Raw genomic sequence first — 17,487 nt, 5'->3', positions numbered from 1 at the left:
AAGATGAGATTTCCCATCACTTCAAGTGAGTAAGACCCCTGAGAGATGATCAGGTAGATAGGTTGGGAGTGGAAGTACAGCGATGTATGGAGCGGACCAATACTAATCGGTCGAGGACTTAACCAATTTTTAAGAAGAAGAAAACTCAAGCGGTGTTTTCGGAATCCCTTTGTTTTTGTAGATTCAGTTTTGAGAGAACAACGTTCTCCAATTAAAAATGTGCGGTGACGATGGCAAGAAGGTCACACCTGTTCCCATCCCGAACACAGAAGTTAAGCTTCTTAGCGCCGATTGTAGTGAAGGGTTTCCCTTTGTGAGACTAGGACGTTGCCGCGCAAACGAAAAGCAAGCATGCAGGATATTCCTGATGCTTGCTTTTTTTGTTTGTTGACATTGTTTTCAATTATGGGCTTTGCTTTCCAAACAGCTGGACGGCATACAGGAATTCCCCGTCATAATGGACGCCGATGCCCACCTCGAGGAAATCGGGCTGGATCATATTGGCGTAATGCCCTTCGCTTTCCACCCAGCCATTGAACAAAAATTCGGCCATGCCTTCTTCATCTTTGAAATAAGTCGCCATCGCCAGATTTTCTCCGACCATTTGATAAGGATACCGGTAATCTTCGGTCAGGATGATCGTGTAGAAATCGCTTCCGTCCGGTCTGGTATGCGAAAAGCTTGTCTGGGTTTCGATGGCCCGGTGATCGGCGGCCGCTTTCAGAGTGTCATTTTTCGTGAGGGGAAGCAAGCCTTGCTCCTGGCGGAGTTCATTCAGCAAGGTCATGATCCTTTCTTCCACCAAAGTATAGTCGATTTCATCGGGTCGGGTGAAGGGCGCTGTTAGCAGATCGACACCGCCGGGACTCGTCAGCACTTGGATTTTTTCGGCCACATCCGATTGGGCTGCCTGCTCCAAAAAGGGGAAATTTTCGTTGAAGGCGGTGCGGTTCATTCCGTATCCGACCAATAGTGCAGCGAGGCCGATGAACAGCAGGCCTTTTATAAAGCGCATCCGCAGTGCTCCTTTCTTGTTTTCGATTAGTGGATCCCTGAGGAAGCCATTGCGGTATCAAGCATGTTTCCATTATAGTCAATTATTTGGGCAATGTCCTGAAGAATGTCTGGGATTCGTTTTTTGGCCGGTTTTTTGCTAAAATGAGTGTGAGAATCGTAAGACTGCAACCTGTTAGGGGCGGATAGCTGAAGGGGGAATTCCTGTGCGTAAGAAAGTGGGATTGTTGCTTATTTTCTGTGTAGGTGTCTTTGCCGCTTGCCAAAATGCAACCGAAAGTTCAACCGTAGAGTCTGTGATGAGCGAAGAAGCAGCTTCCGCTGTACCCGAAGCTGAGGACAGTGTCGCCAAAACAATCATTTTTTCAAGCGGCGTAAAAGACGGGGTCACCCGCGGCGACAAATATAATTATTTTGCGATAAAGGGCACAGCCGAGGGGTACGATCAGGTGACGACCATCATCGAAGGAACGGCTGTCGACTACCGCGAAACGAACAATGTGTGGGAGTTCGATTATCCGTACCAAGGCCCCGGCGTCGAAACGGAAATCACCTTCACGACGGATACATCCGTCATTTATGGCGATACCGGAATCGATTTGGCTGAACTTGCCCCTGGGAGCTATGTCACGATAAGTTTTCTGCCCAATGCGAACCCAACGATAACCCCGCCTGCTTTTACGGTCAATGAAGGCGAAGCGCAAAACTTTTTGAGCGAGGATTCCGGGATCAATGAACTGGTCACGGTAACGGAAATCCGGGAAATTGCAGCGCTGGAGGAACTCAACCCGCTTGGGGAAAAGATGTTGGAAGTGCAAATACAGTATGTCAATAACGGCAGCGTCAACACCTATATCGCACCCAACTACTTTTCTGCATTGGATGGCGAGGGGAAAAATCTGCCGTTGCGCTATACCCATTTCTGGCTGCATACGGTCGCACCCGGCGAGTCTTTTACGGATACGGCTTATTTCGATCTCACGAGCGAAGGCCCGTACTCCATCCAGTTTTTTGATGGGGCTTGGATCGACAGCGAGGAAACGGGCGGGACAATCAATGACATTTAGTTGAGTGAACGGCAGCAAAAGGAAACAGCCTTGCAAAGCGAAAGCTCTGCAGGGCTGTTCTTACGTTTTCTGAGGTACGGCTGCAAAAATTGTGCGCTACTTTTAGGTACGGACAACCAAAACATCACACGGTGCATGACGGACGACATAGTTGGAGACAGATCCAACGAAAGCCCTTGTGATCGCGCCTTTGCCGGTCGCTCCGATGACGATCAGATCGATGTTGTATTCTTTAGGGAATGCTTCAGCGATCAAGGTCATCGGATTGCCGTTGGTCACAGACTTTTTGATTTCAATGCCTTCATTGGTGGCGAATGTCATCATTTCATCCAGGAATTCATATTCCATGTCCTTGTATGCTTCCGTCAATCTGGATTCATATTCAGGGCTAAGCGGAACATTGCGTGTGTCCTTGACGTAGATAAGATGCAACGCGGCGTTATTGCGTTTGGCAATGGCAACAGCTTTTTTGAACGAGTCTTCGGACTGGCCTGAACCGTCAACGGGAACCAAAATATTTTTGTATTCGGCTAACATTTCTACCCGCTCCTTTTTTTATTTTGTTCAGAAAACGCTTCCTAAGTTAATTTTACAACAACACCGTTTGAAAGGAAAGCGGGGCACATGGGAAAAACATGGGAAAAACACTGGGGAAACATGGGAAAGGGAAGAGAATTGTTTGGGTGGCAGAACTATTAAAAAGAAATGAAGCATGCTAAAATGAATTTACGCAAAACGAAAGGAATGAAGACGTACATGACGGAAGCGAACCAAGAGCGGGAGATCAGATATTGCAGGCAGACGAAGGTGATCCAGACACACCATGTCTTTCCGTTCGATTCAAATTACCACGGTACTTTGTTCGGCGGCAAACTGATGAGCATGATCGATGATTGTGCGGCAATTTCCGGAGAGCGATTCGGTCGTACGACCAATGTGACCGCGTCGGTTGACACATTGAACTTCATCAGGCCGCTTCCGACAGGGCATTCGGTCTGCATCGATACCTTTGTATCCGGAGCGGGAAAGACCTCCATGGAAATTTTCACAAAAGTCACCGGGGAAAATCTCCGGACGGGGGAACGCTACTTGGCTGCAACTTGCTTTCTGACCTTTGTCGCGCTTCCGGATGAAAATGGACAAAAAGTGTCCCTTCCGAAAATCGTACCGGAAACGGTCGAGGAAAAATTCATCAACAGCGGCTATGAAGAAAGACGGCAGAAACGCAGAGCCGATCTGGAATACCAAAAGCAGCTGCATGAGCATCTCACAATTGAAATACCTTGGGCGGATTGAAGATTTTAGGCAACAATGCCGCAGCAAGTCTTGATTTGAATAGCATGGAAATAATTATATACAAATGATGGAGCAGGAGTGTGTCAACGTGTCGAAAACAAACGGGAAAGATTTATTGCGTCAGCCATTTTTGAACAAGGGAACCGCATTTACTTTGGAAGAACGGGCAGAGCTGGGTTTGGACGGCCTCTTGCCGACAGCCGTCCGCACCTTGGAGGAACAGAGTGAGATTGTCTATGCGCAATTGGGACAACTGGACGATGCCTATTCCAAGCAAAAGCACCTGATGGGGATCTATGACCAAAATCGTGTGCTTTTTTACCATGTCATCGGGAAACACGTGACGGAATTGTTGCCGGTCATCTATACGCCGACCATCGCCGATACGGTCATGAATTATTCGCGGGATTACCAGCTTCCCCAGGATGCGGTTTATCTGGATGTGAATCGTCCGGAAGCTATCCGGGAGGCTCTGCTGAACGGCAGCAAGGATATGGCTGAAATCAAAATGATGGTCATCACGGATGGCGAAGGCGTGCTGGGCATCGGCGACTGGGGCATCCAGGGCGTCGCAATCTCGATCGGCAAGCTGGCTGTCTATACCGTCGCTTCGGGGCTGAATCCGCAACAGGTGTTGCCGATCGTGATCGATGCGGGCACAAACAATGAGCAGCTGCTGGAAGATCCTTTCTATCTCGGCAACAAGCACAAGCGCGTGACCGGGGAGGCTTATTACCCGTTCATCGAAACGTTCGTCGAAGAAGCTTCTGCGCTGTTCCCGGATGTGTTGTTCCACTGGGAAGATTTCGGCCGCGACAACGCCGCCAACATATTGGAGCAGTACCGCGATAAAATCTGCACGTTCAATGACGATATCCAAGGTACCGGCGTGATGATGTCCGCGGCAATGGACTCGGTCGTGCGGATCACCGACAAGCCGATCACGGAACACAAGGTCCTTGTTTTCGGAGGCGGGACTGCCGGTGTCGGCGTTTCCGACCAGATTCTACTGGAGATGACGCTGCAAGGCGCTGACAGTGAAGAAGCCCGCAAACAGTTTTACATGGTGGACCGCTACGGTCTGGTCACCGACGACATGGCAGATTTGACGCCGGGACAGCAAAAATATGCGCGATCAGCAGCTGAATTTTCCGCTCCGCTGGCCGATTTGGCTGACATCATCGATGCGGTAAAACCGACCGTCCTGATCGGGACTTCCGGACAAGCCGGCGCCTTTACGGAAGAGGTCGTGCGAAAGATGGCGGCATACAATGAACGGCCGGCCATCATGCCGATCTCCAATCCGACCCGCTTATGCGAAGCGAAGGCTTCCGACGTGATCGCTTGGTCCGAGGGTAGAGCCTTGGTCGTCACCGGCAGCCCATCCGATCCGATCGCATACAATGGCGTGGACTATAAAATCGGCCAAGCGAACAACGCTTTGTTGTATCCTGGTTTAGGCTTCGGGATCGTCATCGCAAAAGCCAAAACCGTAACGGATCGGATGCTGTCCGCTGCCGCGCACGGCATCACTTCCCTGCAGAATTTGGATGAAGCGGGGGCGGCGATTTTGCCGCCGGTTTCCCAGCTGCGCGAAGCATCGAAATTGGTGGCGGCAGCCGTCATCCAAGCAGCCATCGAAGACGGCGTGAATGGCGTTGAAATAAACGACCCGATGGCAGCTGTCGAAGACGCCATCTGGAAAGCGGAATACTAATACAAAAACGTGTCCGGAAACGGAAAGAAGCGACAGAAAGGAACGGGATGGATGGATTATCGGATTGAACACGACTCATTAGGGGAAGTAAAAGTAGCAGCGGACAAACTATGGGGGGCGCAGACACAGCGCAGCCTGGAGAACTTCAAAATCGGGAACGAAAAGATCCCGATGGAAGTCATCTATGCATTGGTGGAAATCAAACGTGCCGCTGCGGAGGCGAACATGGAAGTCGGCCTTCTGGACGAGACCGTGGCAAAAGGGATCCTTCTGGCGGCGGATGAAGTGCTGGAGGGGAAATGGGACGATCAGTTTCCCCTATCCGTTTGGCAGACAGGAAGCGGCACGCAATCGAACATGAACGTCAACGAAGTGTTGGCGAACCGCGGCAATCAGCTTGTCGACGGCGGCATCCATCCCAACGACCACGTGAACAAGGGCCAGAGCTCCAATGATACTTTTCCGGCTGCCATGCATATTGCCGGCGTGCTGTACATAAAAAATAAACTGTATCCGGCAATCGAGCAATTGATCGGGACGCTGACCCGCTTGGAGCAGGAAAATGCGGCGATCGTCAAACTGGGCCGTACCCATCTGCAGGATGCGACGCCGTTGACGCTGGGCCAGGAAATCAGCGCATGGCGCGTCATGCTGCAGGAAACGAAATCAATGATTGCGGATTCCCTGAAATATATGCGCCAAGTAGCCTTGGGCGGTACGGCGGTAGGAACCGGCTTGAACGCCGATCCTGTCTTCATCCAAAAAACGATCGAAAAGGTTGCGGAACGCACGGGCGAACCCTTCGTTGGGGCTGAGAACAAGTTCCACGCTTTGACCAGCAAGGATGCTTTTGTGCATACGCACGGGGCAGTCAAAGCCTTGGCGGCCAATTTCTACAAGATCGCCAATGATGTCCGTTGGCTGGCGAGCGGTCCGAGAAGCGGAATCGGCGAAATCAGCATCCCGATGAACGAACCGGGAAGTTCGATCATGCCCGGAAAAGTCAATCCGACCCAATCCGAAGCCGTAACGATGGCCTGCATCCAAGTGATGGGCAACGATGGCGCCATCGGCTTTGCAGCTTCACAAGGTTCTTTCCAGCTGAACACCTACATGCCGCTCATCGTGAACAGTTTCATGCAATCGGTCCGTCTGCTTGCGGATGCACTGATCAGCTTTGACGAAAACTGTGCCAGCGGAATCAAGGCGGAACAGGAAAAAATCAACCATAACCTGACCAATTCCCTGATGCTGGTGACAGCATTGAACCCATACATCGGCTACGAGAAGGCAGCCAAAATCGCCCAGAAGGCTTTCGTGGACGGTACTTCCTTGAAAGAGGCCGCTGTCGCGATGGGGCATGTCACTGCTGAAGAGTTCGATCAGTACGTCGATCCGATGAAGATGGTCTGATATTTTTTGATTAAGCGCGGATCGACAGCGACAGCCAAATGCAGTCGGTCCGGCTTTTTTTGTAGTTTATCGAAGAACGAGTACAGGGGGTTCAGTCATGGATATTATGTTGGAATTGATGAAGCACAGCGTTTTGGAAGGCGAACGAATTTTGCTGCGTCCGGTCGGGCTGGCGGATGCTGCGGATATGTTCGAGTATGCCTCTGATGAGGAAACAACCCGTTTTGTCTTCGAAAGGCACCTTGATCTGGCGATGACGGAAGAAGCCATCGCGAACTATTTCATGGCGGCGCCAGCGGGAAAATATGCGATCGTGGTGAAGGACACCAAAAAGATGATCGGGACGATCGATATCCGTCCGAACCCGGCCGACCGCATTGCGGAAATTGGCTATACGCTGAACAAGGTTTACCGCGGAAAAGGCTATATGACCGAAGCCGGAAAGCTCATCACAGCGCTGGCTTTTGGAGTTTTGGGAATGGAGAAAGTCTTTGCGATGCATGACATTCTGAATCCGGCATCAGGCGAAGTGATGAAGCGGCTCGGGATGCAGCAGGAAGGCGTATTGCGCAAGCATAAAGTCTTAAAAGGGCGCAACTGCGACATGGTATACTATGGCATTCTGAAGGAAGAGCATTTCCACCAAGCAAGCGAAGCCTGAACGGGAAAAAAGCATTGCTATTTCGGAACTTTTCTCATACAATGATTAGTGATTGGATGTAAGGAACAGTAGATGGATGATGGGCAAAGAGAGTCTTTCCAGGGCTGGAAGAAGGACCCCCGCTGATCCGTTGAACCTACCTGACAAATAGCCATAGAAATATGGCCGGTTTTCTGCCGTTACCAGATGTTGAGTTGGGCTTTCACCAATAATGAAGGCCAATAAAGGTGGTACCGCGGAAATACGTCAGAAAGTATGTTTCGTCCTTGTTAAGGATGGAGTATGCTTATTTTTTTGCATTCGAATACGATCAGGATCCACAAATTAGGAGGAAAAACATGAGTAATTTACAAAAGGAAGATTTTTCGGCTTGGTATATCCAAACCATCAAGCAGGCAGGATTGATGGATTATTCGCCGGTCCGCGGCTGCATGATCTTCAAACCGGACGGCTATGAAATCTGGGAACATATCCAGGAGGCATTCAACGCGCGCTTCAAGGAAGAAGGCATCCGCAACGCCTACTTCCCGATGCTGATCCCGGAATCATTCTTCACGAAGGAAAAAGACCATATCGAAGGCTTCAGCCCGGAATTACCTTGGGTTACCGAAGCAGCCGGAGAAATTTTGGAAGAGCGTTTGGCATTGCGTCCAACTTCAGAAACGATGATCGGTACGGCTTTCGGGGACTGGATCAATTCCTACCGCGACCTGCCGATGGAAATCAACCAATGGGCGAACGTGTTCCGTTGGGAAAAGAAAACTTTGCCGTTCCTGCGCACTTCTGAATTCCTTTGGCAAGAAGGGCATACTGCCCACGAAGACGAAGCGGACGCACGCCGCCGTACGATGCGCATGCTGCAAGTCTACAAAGAAGTCATCGAAGGTTTGCTGGCGGTGCCTGTCTATGAAGGCCAAAAAACGCCTTCCGAACGTTTTGCCGGCGCGGTGGATACCTACTCCGTGGAAGCGATGATGAAGGACGGAAAAGCGGTCCAAGCGGGAACTTCCCACTATATGGGCACTAAATTTGCGGAAGCATTCGACATCAAATACTTGAACCGCGATAACGAGCACGTTTATGCGCACACGACTTCATGGGGCGTTTCGACCCGCCTGATCGGCGCATTGATCATGGTCCACGGCGACGAGCAAGGGTTGGTCCTGCCTCCAAAAGTGGCAGCGAACCAAGTCGTGCTGATTCCGGTCGGACCTAAGAAAAAGAAAGAGGAGATCGTTGCACGTCTGGAAGTCCTGCAGAAAGAACTGAAGGCTGCCGGCTTCCGCGTCGTCCTGGACGACAGCGACAATTCGCCTGGCTTCAAATTCAACGAGTGGGAATTGAAAGGTGTGCCGATGCGCGTCGAATTCGGACCGCGCGACATGGAGAACAACCAAGTCATGGTCAAGATGCGCGATCTTGGCGAAAAAGAAGCCGTGTCCTTGGATGAGATTCTGTCTTACGTTCCGAAAGCGATGGACGAAATGCAAGTCCGCCTGTTGGAAACGGCCCGCGAAAACCGCAAAGCCAATGAATACACCAACATCGATACTTTGGATGAACTGAAAGCCCACATCGAATCCAAGCGAGCAGCCGGCGAAGTGCCTGGCTTCGTATTGGCAGGATGGGACGGCGAACTGGAAACGGAAGCGAAAATCAAGGAAGAAACCGGCTTCACGACCCGCAACATCCCGTTCAACCCGCCAGTCGAAAAAACAACCTGCATCGTGTCCGGCAAACCAGCCAAACACACAGTCTGGCTAGCACGAGCATATTAAACAGGATACGATGAATCCCGCTCCGGATTTCAGCTTAGGCGAAACACCCTGCAATTCAGAGTTCGACTAAGAGCGTGACAAATCCCGTCCTCCGGCGAACGCAGGCTTCACCGGAGTTCGGCCAGCATGAAGCGTCCGTTCTCCGATCAGGGGAGTTTCATCGGAGCAGCGGCCAATTGTTAGCGGTGTTGTCCGGCGGGAAGAGCTTCACCGGAGCTGAAGGAAGCTGCCCCAGCTTTCCTCCTGCGAACGGAGTCCTGGGTGATCCTTGGGCATGCTGAGACGATAAGCCTATCCCCACGTCGAATAATGTACAAAAAGAAGGGAACGCCTCATTCAATTCGGAGGCGCTCCCTTCTTTTTCATTGCTATTTTTTATCGGCATCCTCTGGGTTCAGGTGCACGATTTTGTTCCCGCCCAAAATGTTTTTCACTTCATTACGGCGCTTTTCTTTTTGGGCCTCGACCAGTTTTTTCGGAGTGATGTCTTTGCCCTCGGGATCGTAGACTTTTGAATTCAAAAGGATGTCGTCAAAAGAGCTGCGGAAAGATTTGAGGTATTGTTGGCGCAATTCTTTCTGCTCAATTTTTTCGGTTTCCGTCAGACCTTCCGTTGTCTTGGCTTTGCGCGCCAATTCATTGATCCTGTTCAATAATTTATCCATATATAGTTCTCCTCTCGTGTCGAAGGAGATGTCAGAAGTGTTTGTTGTACCAAGCTTTCGCTGCAACAACTTCTTCATTCGTCAGTGAGTGTCCAGCGTTCCCCCAATAAATGGATACATCACTGCCGGCTCCTTCTAGTGTTGCCTTCAATTCCAGACTTTCTTCCGGTGCGCAAAGCGGATCATTTGTGCCGGCACCGATAAAGACAGGAAGGGAATGCAGATCAGGCAATTGACGATTGCGGAACGGCACCATCGGATGGTGAAGCATGGCCCCTTTGACCGCATCTTTGAAAGAGTATATCATACTCCCGGCGATATTTGCACCATTTGAGTATCCGATCGCGACGATGTTGTTCCGGTCAAATCCATACGCTGCTGAGGCAGCGTCCAGGAATGCGATCAATTCCTTCGTGCGGTAATCCAAGTCGTTTTCATCGAATACGCCTTCTGCCAAACGGCGGAAATAGCGGTTCATTCCGGATTCGGTCACGTTTCCGCGCACACCCAGCAGGGAAGCTTCCGGATCGATGGCCTCCCCGAGGAAAAACAGGTCATGTTCGGTTCCGCCTGTGCCATGCAGCAACAGCAGCAAAGGCCTTTCCGGCTTGCCGTGCTTGAAAATATGTTGGTGATTCATCTAGATCATTCCTCTCAGTTAAACGTTGCGGACTTCAAACGGAATGAGTCCTGCCGTCAGTTCATCGCGTCTGCCTTCGTACTGCGGCGGCAACATCAATTTTTGGCCCATCTTTTCGCGCGGCTCATCGACAGCGAATCCTGGCGTATCCGAAGCGATCTCGAAAAGGATGCCACCTTTTTCCCTGAAGTAAAGGGCCTTGAAATACTTGCGGTCGCGGACAGGCGTGGCGTGCTGACCAAGGGAAGTGACATGTCTCAGCCAATCCAGATGATCCGCTTCGTCCTTGGCGCGCCATGCGATATGATGGACAGTCCGGACCCCCATGACGCCGGCACCGACGGAAGTCATTTTGATATCCACGGTATTGCCGACAGTAGCTTCGGAACGGAAGCGGATCAGATCACCTTCCTGCGCAAAGCGTTCCAAGCCCATCACTTTTTCGATGACAGCTGCAGTTTCCTCAGGCGCCCCGGTCAAGAGGACAGCCCCGGAAAAGCCCTTGATGGCATGCTCGGCGGGGACGCCGTTGAATGCATACGGGTTGTTTTTCCCTTCTTTGCGTTCCACCAATTCCAGATGCAAGCCATGCGGATCATCGAAGTCCAGATAGGTTTCCCCGAAGCGGATTGTCTTATCGAACGGCACGTTGTATTCGGTCAGGCGCTTTTCCCAGAATGACAGGGAACCTGCAGGAACCGCATAGGCGGTGATGCCGACTTGGCCGTCGCCGATGCTGCCTTGGCGGGAGTTGGGCCACGGAAAGAAAGTGATGACGGTTCCGGTCTCGCCTTCCGCATTGCCGAAGTACAGATGATAGGTTTCCGGATCGTCGAAATTGACGGTCTGTTTGATCATGCGCATCCCGAGCACGCCGGCGTAAAAGTCGACATTTTCCTGCGGATGGCCTACGATGGCCGTAATATGGTGGATTCCTGCTGTTTTTTTCATTTTAATGGACGCTCCTTTTGGATTATTGTGGGTTTCAATTGCTCTTTTATCTCGAATTCGAAATAATAATATCATGGGGAAAACACACTGTCAATTAGTAAGCTTTGAAGCCTGAGGTAAATAAAAAGTTAAGACAGAAGTAAAATTTACCGCGGCGCATATGCTATAATGAAACCTACAACAACAGAGGAATGAGGGGTAATTTTGCAGGATAACAGCATCGGTCAAGTCATACGGGATTTTGTCAGCAAAGGCATCGCGACCCATCGCATCCACAGCTTGGATGAGCGCTATGCCATCAATCACTTATTGAGTCAATTAGATCTGGACGCTTATGATGTCCACAAAAAACCTTCCATTCCTTTGCCCGATCTACTGGATTCGCTTGATCGGCTGGTCGGTTACGCAGTGGAAAAACAACTGGTCGCCGATGTTGCCGAGGAAATCGAAATTCTGGAAGCGCAAATCATGGAGTTGATCACACCTTTGCCTTCGGAAGTGAACAAGCGTTTCTGGATGCATTATGAGGAAGCACCGATGCGGGCAACCGATGAATTTTATCGCTTGTGTCAGGACAACGACTACATCAAAACGCGGAAAATCGCAAAAAATAAACATTTTCCCATCGATTCCAAGTACGGCAAGCTGGAAATTACGATCAATCTTTCCAAACCGGAAAAAACGCGTCCACAAATGGAAGCTGCCCGTGAAGCGGAAGGCGGCAAATATCCTGTTTGTGCGCTCTGCATGGAGAATGAAGGATACAAAGGCAGAGCGGGTGCGCCCGCAAGAAGCAACCACCGGATTGTGCGCCTGCCTTTATCCGGTGAGAATTGGGGTTTTCAGTATTCGCCCTATTCCTATTATAACGAGCATTGCCTCGTCCTTTCCGAAGAACATGTGCCCATGGACGTAAATGCAGAAACAATCGCGAACTTATTGGAAATCGTGACGATCTTTCCGCACTACTTCATCGGATCCAATGCGGGCTTGCCGATTATCGGAGGTTCCATCCTCAACCACGAACATTACCAAGGCGGGCGCTATCATTTTCCGCTGGAAGCTGCAAAAGTTATCCGGAGCCTGGAACTGAACGGTTTCCCGGAAGTCGAAGCGGAGCTGCTTTATTGGCCGCTTTCGGTCATCCGTCTCCGTTCTGAGGAGCGTGAGGAAATTTCTGAAGCTGCGCGCGCCATCTTGGAAGAATGGCAAAACTACAGTGATCCGCAAGCCGAAATTTTTGCGGAAGCAGCAGGCATAAAGCAGAATGCGGTGACGCTGATTGCCCGCCGCGTCGGAGAAGCTTACGAGTTGGATGTGGTGCTGCGGAATAACGGGACAACCGCTGCGTTCCCGGACGGCATCTTTCATGCGCATCCCGATGTCCAACATATCAAAAAAGAAAACATCGGCTTGATCGAGGTGCTCGGGCTGGCCATTCTGCCGCCGCGATTGGAAACAGAGCTCAGCGAAGTGGCCGACTATCTGCTGGGCATATCCAATGATGTCGCCCCTTGCCATCGGGAGTGGGCCGAAGAGCTGAAGCAACAAGGGCCTTTCGAGGAGGATTCCGTCATGGAAATGATCCAGGAGGCGGTCGGGGAAAAATTCCTGCGCGCCATGGAGGATGCAGGCGTTTATAAGCAAACACCGGAAGGGCAGGCCGGCTTTGATCGCTTTTTGCGCACACTTGAAAATCAGTAATGAGTATATACAGGAGAACGATGGAGGGGGACTAGTATGGCGACCATGAAGGACATCGCCGAAAAGGCAGGCGTCTCGACAGCGACTGTCTCGCGGGTGCTGAACCACGACGAGACGCTTTCTGTCGGGAAGGAAACGAAAGACCGGATTTTTGAAGCCGCAAAAGAGCTGAATTACACAAAAACGAAAAGAAAACAAAGCAGGGAGAAGATTCTGCTGCTGCAATGGTATACCCAGGAAGAAGAATTGGATGACCTCTATTACCAAGGAATCCGTTTAGGCGCCGAAGAACGCGCCGAAGCGGAAGGATATGATGTCGTGCGGGTCTTCCATGATGTGAGCTTCGAAATCGAAAAGGATGTCATCGGCATCGTCGCAATCGGCAAGTTCGGGGAACGGCAAGTGCAACGCTTGATGGAGATAGGGAAACCCTTGTGTTTCATCGATTCGGATCAATTCAAATGGAAACAAGATTGCGTCGTAGTGGATTTTGCCTTTGCGATGGAACAAGTCATTGCCGAAATGGACAGAGGCGAGCATTCCAGAATCGCCTTTTTGGAAGGCAAGGAACTGACGAACGACAAAGAAATGCTGGTACGCGATCTGCGCTCGGAGCTGTTTCTGGCCGAGCTGCGCAAAAGAGGGTGGTACCGGGACAAGTATCACCGGATCGGGAGCTTCAGCACGTCCTCAGGATACGAGATGATGAACCAGTTGCTCAATGATAACCCGGGGCAATTGCCGACATTCCTGTTTGCCGAAAACGATGCGATCGCGATAGGGGCTTTGCGGGCCCTTCAGGAAGCGGAAATCACCGTTCCGGATCAAATCTCGGTAGTCGGATTCAACGACAGCAAGGTCGCCAAATACGTCTACCCGCCCTTATCGACAATCCGGGTCGATACGCGCGAGATGGGAAACACAGGGGTGTCCTTGTTGCTGGACCGGATTGCCTATCCGCGGAAAATAGCCAAAAAAATCAGTTTGTCCACGGAATGGATCAAGCGCGCATCGACAAAGTGACTTTTTCGGGTCAGGCAAAACGCCGGATGCTCCGGTGAACGGAGGCTTCGTCGAAGTTCGACCGACATTCTGCTTGTGTTCCCCGATGAGGCTGGCTTCATCGGAGTTAAGACCGATTTTTGCCGGCGTTCAACGGTGAGCGGAAGCTTAACCGGAGGAGAGCACCGCTTCACCCGCTCTCCTCCGGCCAGCGGGTGAACACGAAAGGGAAGGGGCTGCCTCATCGCGAGGTGGCCTCTTCCCTTTCCGTCAAAAATGAGTTTTATTTTTTCCACTCATCGATTTTATCGTTTGCCTTGTCTGCCAACTCCTCAGCTTTTTCACTGAGATCTTCTTTGATTTCGCCCGCTTTTTCGCGTGCTTCCCCGCGTGCTTGTTGGAGTTTTCCTTCGAGTTCTTTTTCTGGGTCGTTCACCAAGTCGCCGTATTCTTCTTTGATTTTGCCGACAACTTTGTCCTTCATGCCTTTTAATTTATCGCCCATATCTGAATCCATGATGTTTCCTCCTTTGGTTTCAAGCTGATTGGTTTCGCTTACTATAATCTATTTTAACTTATTTAATGTCAGAATCAAGCGATAGCCCTTGCGGTCGGATGCAGCCCGTGTCCTGCCGAAAGCATTTGGAAGGATGCATGCTTTTTCTCTCTTTGATTAAATGCTATACTAGATGAGCAGAACTATCAGTGAAAGGAGGCTAACCAGATGAAAATATTAGCCATTGAGTCTTCGAACCAGACTATGAGCGCGGCTGTATGCGAAAATGGCCGTCTGATCGCAGAAGTGACCACCAACGGGAATCTTCAGCACAGCACCCAGTTGATGCCCGCGGTGGATCATGTCATCCGGCTTGCCGGATGGAAACCTGCTGATTTGGAGCGCATCGCTGTCGCTAAGGGTCCGGGATCGTACACAGGGGTCCGGATCGGAGCGACCATCGCCAAAACATTGGCTTGGACATTGGCGCTTCCGCTAGTGCCGGTTTCCAGCCTGAAGGTCCTTGCCGGCAACTGTGAAGGAGCGGCGGAGAAGATTGTCCCTATGATTGACGCGCGCCGGGGAAACTGTTATACAGCGGTCTATCAATTTGAAGATGGACTGTTGGTGGAACGGACAGCAGACTTGCACACCGCCAGTGAAGATTGGTTCCAGCGTTTGTTGGCGGAAGAAGGCACCTATCTGTTCGTGGGAGAGGATGTAAGCAAGTACCGCGAACGCATCGGTGAATTATTCAAGGGACGTGCTCTTTTTGCGGGGGAATCCCAGGACTTGCCGCGAGCGAGTGTTCTGGCCGCTCTTTCGGATTCAGGAGCCGCGGAAGATCCGCATACTTTTGTGCCGGCCTACTTGAAAAATCCGGAGGCTGAAGAAAAATGGGAAGAAAAGCATCACAGCAATCGGAGGGAAGACTACGTTGAAAGAGTGGATGCGTCGATTTAGAGCCGTGTACCAGGAAGTGAAAACCACTGTCCTGCCGCATATCCTGCCCGAATTCAGGTCGCGGCGCTGCCGCTCCGATGAGAAAGCCTATTTGTTGCGGAACCAGGTACCGGTCAGATTGATGATCGGCAAGAAACAGCACGTTCCGGATATTCTCTATATCGAACGGATGAGTTACAATGGTGCGACGCCTTGGGGAAGGGCGGCACTTGAGAGTGATATGCTGCAGAATCCCAAGTCGTTGTATTATGTTTTGTATGAGGGGCATATGCCGATTGCCTTTTTGGGTGCAAGATTGGACGGGAAAGATATCCATATCACCAATCTGGCGGTGGTTCCCGAATTCCAGCAGATCGGTGCGGCCACGTTGTTGTTGCAAGTACTGAAAGGTTTTGCCGACGAAAAAGGCGCGGCCAGCATCAGTCTGGAAGTACGGGTCTCAAACCATCGGGCAAAAGCCTTGTATACGAAAATGGGTTTTCTGCCGGAGCGGATCAAGCAGCATTATTATCACGGTGATGGGGAAGATGCCTTGGAGATGGTGTGGCCATTGAAGGAAAAACAATCGGAAGAAAAGGAAGATGTTCATGCAACGCACGTTTGAAATCTGCGACCTGAAGGAGGACGCGGGCAAGTTGGAGCAATATGCACAGGCTTTGTATGAACTTACATTGCTGGCTAATGAAGGGCATTCCAGTTGGAAGGTTTCCTCGTTCCTGTCCGAACTGAAGGATAAGCATTCCCTGTATACAGGCTGCATGGAGGAAAACAAGTTAGTGGGCTACATCTGTTGCATGGCGGTCTTGGATGAAGCGTCGATCAATAATTTTGCGGTATCGCCTGCCCATCAAGGAAAAGGAATCGGTAAAAAATTGCTTCTGGAGATGATCGCCTTGCTGAAAGCCAAGGGCATGGAACGGCTTTGGCTCGAAGTCCGGGTATCCAATCATGCTGCCTATAACCTTTACAAGAAAACGGGCTTTACAGAAATATTCCGAAGAAAAGATTATTATCAGAATCCGGTAGAGGATGCCTTCATCATGGAATTGGCGCTGCTATCGGATAATAAAGAGGAGGCGGGAAGCTGTTGACGGAAACAGATGTGACCATACTCGCGATAGAGAGCAGTTGCGATGAAACGAGTGCGGCTGTGGTGAAAAATGGGGATACGGTGCTTTCGAATGTGGTGGCTTCGCAGATCAAAAGCCATATGCGTTTTGGCGGGGTCGTCCCGGAAGTGGCGAGCCGCCATCATGTCGAGCAGATCACCCAAATCGTTGAGACGGCTTTGGATGAAGCCCAACTCACTTTCGAAGCTATCGATGCGGTTGCGGTAACGGACGGCCCTGGTTTGGTCGGATCCTTGCTGATCGGCGTCAGTGCAGCGAAAGCACTGGCTTTTGCGCACCAGAAACCGCTGATTCCGGTCAACCATATGGCCGGCCATATCTATGCAAACCAGTTGGTGACGCCGATGCGCTATCCGTTGTTGTCCTTGGTGGTCAGCGGCGGGCACACGGAATTGGTGTATATGGAAAAAGACGGCTCTTTCGATATCATCGGCGAAACGAGGGATGATGCTGCCGGAGAAGCTTACGACAAAATCGGCCGCATTTTGGGATTGCCTTATCCGGGCGGGAAAAAAATGGATGAAATGGCTCATGAAGGCAAGGAAACGATGCATTTCCCGCGCGCAATGATCAAGGAGGACAACTACGATTTCAGCTTCAGCGGATTGAAGAGCGCTGTCATCAATACCGTCCACAATGCGCGCCAAAAAGGGGATGACATCAATCCCTGCGATTTGGCCGCCAGTTTTCAGGCCAGCGTTGTTGAGGTTTTGGTGCACAAAACGATACGTGCAGCCAAGGAAAAGAACATCAAGCAGCTGTTGTTGGCCGGAGGGGTTGCCGCCAACAGAGGGTTGCGCGAGACGCTTTCCGAAAAAATGGCGCAGGAACTTCCGGAAGTAGAATTCGTCATCCCGCCGCTGTCGCTTTGCGGGGATAATGCGGCGATGATCGGGGCGGCAGCCTTTACCGAGTACCAGCAAAAACATTTTGCTGGGTATGATCTGAATGCCCATCCCGGCCTGGTGCTCGGAGAATAAGAAAAGAAGA

18 protein-coding genes and 2 rRNA genes are annotated in these 17,487 nt (G+C 51.0%); 14 read left to right on the top strand and 6 right to left on the bottom strand.

From position 1 onward, the window contains the following. Nucleotides 1–126, top strand: a 23S ribosomal RNA gene (locus BMX58_RS07160); the annotation flags it as partial. A gap of 94 nt (nt 127–220) precedes the next feature. Next, nucleotides 221–336: ribosomal RNA gene (rrf, locus tag BMX58_RS07155) — 5S ribosomal RNA — on the top strand. Nucleotides 337–403: 67 nt separating this feature from the next. Here the strand turns inward: rrf and BMX58_RS07150 are convergent. Beyond that, nucleotides 404–1,015, bottom strand: a complete 612-nt coding sequence (locus BMX58_RS07150; RefSeq protein WP_068620800.1) for a CAP domain-containing protein — start codon at nt 1,013–1,015, stop codon at nt 404–406. A 205-nt stretch (nt 1,016–1,220) separates the two neighbouring features. Here BMX58_RS07150 and BMX58_RS07145 point away from each other — a divergent pair, with 205 nt between their 5' ends. Continuing rightward, on the top strand, nt 1,221–2,081 hold the full coding sequence (locus BMX58_RS07145) for a hypothetical protein (protein ID WP_068620802.1): 861 nt from the start codon (nt 1,221–1,223) through the stop codon (nt 2,079–2,081). Nucleotides 2,082–2,183: 102 nt separating this feature from the next. Here BMX58_RS07145 and BMX58_RS07140 read toward each other — a convergent pair whose 3' ends face one another. Next, nucleotides 2,184–2,618: a universal stress protein gene (locus BMX58_RS07140; RefSeq protein ID WP_068620806.1), complete on the bottom strand. Its 435-nt coding sequence runs from the start codon at nt 2,616–2,618 to the stop codon at nt 2,184–2,186. Nucleotides 2,619–2,837: 219 nt separating this feature from the next. On the opposite strand from BMX58_RS07140, the gene BMX58_RS07135 reads away from it, so the two are divergent. The 5 genes from BMX58_RS07135 to proS all read left to right on the top strand — a co-directional run bounded on the left by BMX58_RS07135 (nt 2,838) and on the right by proS (nt 8,946). Then, nucleotides 2,838–3,377 carry an acyl-CoA thioesterase gene (locus BMX58_RS07135; protein ID WP_068621248.1) on the top strand — a complete coding sequence of 180 codons (540 nt, stop codon included), beginning with the start codon at nt 2,838–2,840 and terminating at the stop codon, nt 3,375–3,377. An 88-nt stretch (nt 3,378–3,465) separates the two neighbouring features. Further along, the gene (locus tag BMX58_RS07130; RefSeq protein WP_068620808.1) at nt 3,466–5,094 is read left to right on the top strand and encodes an NAD-dependent malic enzyme; all 1,629 of its coding nucleotides are present in this window, start codon (nt 3,466–3,468) and stop codon (nt 5,092–5,094) included. Between the two features lie 51 nt (nt 5,095–5,145). Further along, nucleotides 5,146–6,507 carry a class II fumarate hydratase gene (gene fumC, locus BMX58_RS07125; RefSeq protein WP_068620810.1) on the top strand — a complete coding sequence of 454 codons (1,362 nt, stop codon included), beginning with the start codon at nt 5,146–5,148 and terminating at the stop codon, nt 6,505–6,507. Between the two features lie 97 nt (nt 6,508–6,604). Next, nucleotides 6,605–7,168 (top strand): GNAT family N-acetyltransferase, encoded by a 564-nt coding sequence (locus BMX58_RS07120; RefSeq protein WP_068620812.1) that lies wholly within the window; start codon nt 6,605–6,607, stop codon nt 7,166–7,168. A 338-nt stretch (nt 7,169–7,506) separates the two neighbouring features. After that, nucleotides 7,507–8,946: a proline--tRNA ligase gene (gene proS, locus BMX58_RS07115; RefSeq protein WP_068620814.1), complete on the top strand. Its 1,440-nt coding sequence runs from the start codon at nt 7,507–7,509 to the stop codon at nt 8,944–8,946. 368 nt (nt 8,947–9,314) lie between these two features. Here proS and BMX58_RS07110 read toward each other — a convergent pair whose 3' ends face one another. From BMX58_RS07110 to BMX58_RS07100, 3 genes are read right to left on the bottom strand one after another with little or no spacing between them, the layout of a single operon-like run. Continuing rightward, complete coding sequence (locus BMX58_RS07110) at nt 9,315–9,611, bottom strand: DUF896 domain-containing protein (protein WP_068620816.1); 297 nt, start codon at nt 9,609–9,611, stop codon at nt 9,315–9,317. Nucleotides 9,612–9,642: 31 nt separating this feature from the next. After that, nucleotides 9,643–10,251 carry an alpha/beta hydrolase gene (locus BMX58_RS07105; RefSeq protein ID WP_068620818.1) on the bottom strand — a complete coding sequence of 203 codons (609 nt, stop codon included), beginning with the start codon at nt 10,249–10,251 and terminating at the stop codon, nt 9,643–9,645. 18 nt (nt 10,252–10,269) lie between these two features. Next, nucleotides 10,270–11,202 carry a ring-cleaving dioxygenase gene (locus BMX58_RS07100; RefSeq protein ID WP_068620820.1) on the bottom strand — a complete coding sequence of 311 codons (933 nt, stop codon included), beginning with the start codon at nt 11,200–11,202 and terminating at the stop codon, nt 10,270–10,272. 204 nt (nt 11,203–11,406) lie between these two features. On the opposite strand from BMX58_RS07100, the gene BMX58_RS07095 reads away from it, so the two are divergent. Both BMX58_RS07095 and BMX58_RS07090 read left to right on the top strand, forming a co-directional pair. Next, complete coding sequence (locus BMX58_RS07095; protein WP_068620822.1) at nt 11,407–12,906, top strand: UDP-glucose--hexose-1-phosphate uridylyltransferase; 1,500 nt, start codon at nt 11,407–11,409, stop codon at nt 12,904–12,906. 36 nt (nt 12,907–12,942) lie between these two features. After that, nucleotides 12,943–13,929, top strand: coding sequence for a LacI family DNA-binding transcriptional regulator (locus BMX58_RS07090; RefSeq protein WP_068620824.1), 987 nt, complete (start codon nt 12,943–12,945; stop codon nt 13,927–13,929). Between the two features lie 262 nt (nt 13,930–14,191). Here BMX58_RS07090 and BMX58_RS07085 read toward each other — a convergent pair whose 3' ends face one another. Continuing rightward, nucleotides 14,192–14,425, bottom strand: a complete 234-nt coding sequence (locus tag BMX58_RS07085; RefSeq protein WP_068620826.1) for a CsbD family protein — start codon at nt 14,423–14,425, stop codon at nt 14,192–14,194. Nucleotides 14,426–14,632: 207 nt separating this feature from the next. Between BMX58_RS07085 and tsaB the strand changes: the two genes are divergently transcribed. From tsaB to tsaD, 4 genes are read left to right on the top strand one after another with little or no spacing between them, the layout of a single operon-like run. Then, entirely contained in the window at nt 14,633–15,367 is a 735-nt protein-coding gene (tsaB, locus tag BMX58_RS07080) for a tRNA (adenosine(37)-N6)-threonylcarbamoyltransferase complex dimerization subunit type 1 TsaB (protein WP_068620828.1), read from the top strand. Continuing rightward, nucleotides 15,354–15,971 (top strand): ribosomal protein S18-alanine N-acetyltransferase, encoded by a 618-nt coding sequence (gene rimI, locus BMX58_RS07075; protein WP_068620829.1) that lies wholly within the window; start codon nt 15,354–15,356, stop codon nt 15,969–15,971. The genes tsaB and rimI (BMX58_RS07075) overlap by 14 nt, the downstream gene beginning before the upstream one ends. Next, complete coding sequence (gene rimI / locus BMX58_RS07070; RefSeq protein WP_068620831.1) at nt 15,955–16,458, top strand: ribosomal protein S18-alanine N-acetyltransferase; 504 nt, start codon at nt 15,955–15,957, stop codon at nt 16,456–16,458. The genes rimI (BMX58_RS07075) and rimI (BMX58_RS07070) overlap by 17 nt, the downstream gene beginning before the upstream one ends. Beyond that, nucleotides 16,452–17,477 (top strand): tRNA (adenosine(37)-N6)-threonylcarbamoyltransferase complex transferase subunit TsaD, encoded by a 1,026-nt coding sequence (gene tsaD / locus BMX58_RS07065; RefSeq protein ID WP_093088814.1) that lies wholly within the window; start codon nt 16,452–16,454, stop codon nt 17,475–17,477. Before rimI (BMX58_RS07070) ends, tsaD begins: the two co-directional genes overlap by 7 nt. Nucleotides 17,478–17,487: the final 10 nt, after the last annotated feature.

This window comes from Trichococcus ilyis (assembly GCF_900109135.1).
GTDB classification, from domain to species: domain Bacteria; phylum Bacillota; class Bacilli; order Lactobacillales; family Aerococcaceae; genus Trichococcus; species Trichococcus ilyis.
This window is presented reverse-complemented; position numbering and strand designations above follow the sequence as displayed.

Bases quoted from the DNA above. Each gene is read 5' to 3' on its own strand.
- BMX58_RS07120 (WP_068620812.1), top strand. From the start codon at position 6,605: ATGGATATTATGTTGGAATTGATGAAGCACAGCGTTTTGGAAGGCGAA.
- BMX58_RS07085 (WP_068620826.1), bottom strand. From the start codon at position 14,425: ATGGATTCAGATATGGGCGATAAATTAAAAGGCATGAAGGACAAAGTT.
- rimI (WP_068620831.1), top strand. From the start codon at position 15,955: ATGCAACGCACGTTTGAAATCTGCGACCTGAAGGAGGACGCGGGCAAG.
- BMX58_RS07090 (WP_068620824.1), top strand. From the start codon at position 12,943: ATGGCGACCATGAAGGACATCGCCGAAAAGGCAGGCGTCTCGACAGCG.
- BMX58_RS07150 (WP_068620800.1), bottom strand. From the start codon at position 1,015: ATGCGCTTTATAAAAGGCCTGCTGTTCATCGGCCTCGCTGCACTATTG.
- proS (WP_068620814.1), top strand. From the start codon at position 7,507: ATGAGTAATTTACAAAAGGAAGATTTTTCGGCTTGGTATATCCAAACC.
- fumC (WP_068620810.1), top strand. From the start codon at position 5,146: ATGGATTATCGGATTGAACACGACTCATTAGGGGAAGTAAAAGTAGCA.
- tsaB (WP_068620828.1), top strand. From the start codon at position 14,633: ATGAAAATATTAGCCATTGAGTCTTCGAACCAGACTATGAGCGCGGCT.
- BMX58_RS07135 (WP_068621248.1), top strand. From the start codon at position 2,838: ATGACGGAAGCGAACCAAGAGCGGGAGATCAGATATTGCAGGCAGACG.
- BMX58_RS07110 (WP_068620816.1), bottom strand. From the start codon at position 9,611: ATGGATAAATTATTGAACAGGATCAATGAATTGGCGCGCAAAGCCAAG.
- BMX58_RS07105 (WP_068620818.1), bottom strand. From the start codon at position 10,251: ATGAATCACCAACATATTTTCAAGCACGGCAAGCCGGAAAGGCCTTTG.
- BMX58_RS07100 (WP_068620820.1), bottom strand. From the start codon at position 11,202: ATGAAAAAAACAGCAGGAATCCACCATATTACGGCCATCGTAGGCCAT.
- BMX58_RS07140 (WP_068620806.1), bottom strand. From the start codon at position 2,618: ATGTTAGCCGAATACAAAAATATTTTGGTTCCCGTTGACGGTTCAGGC.
- rimI (WP_068620829.1), top strand. From the start codon at position 15,354: ATGCGTCGATTTAGAGCCGTGTACCAGGAAGTGAAAACCACTGTCCTG.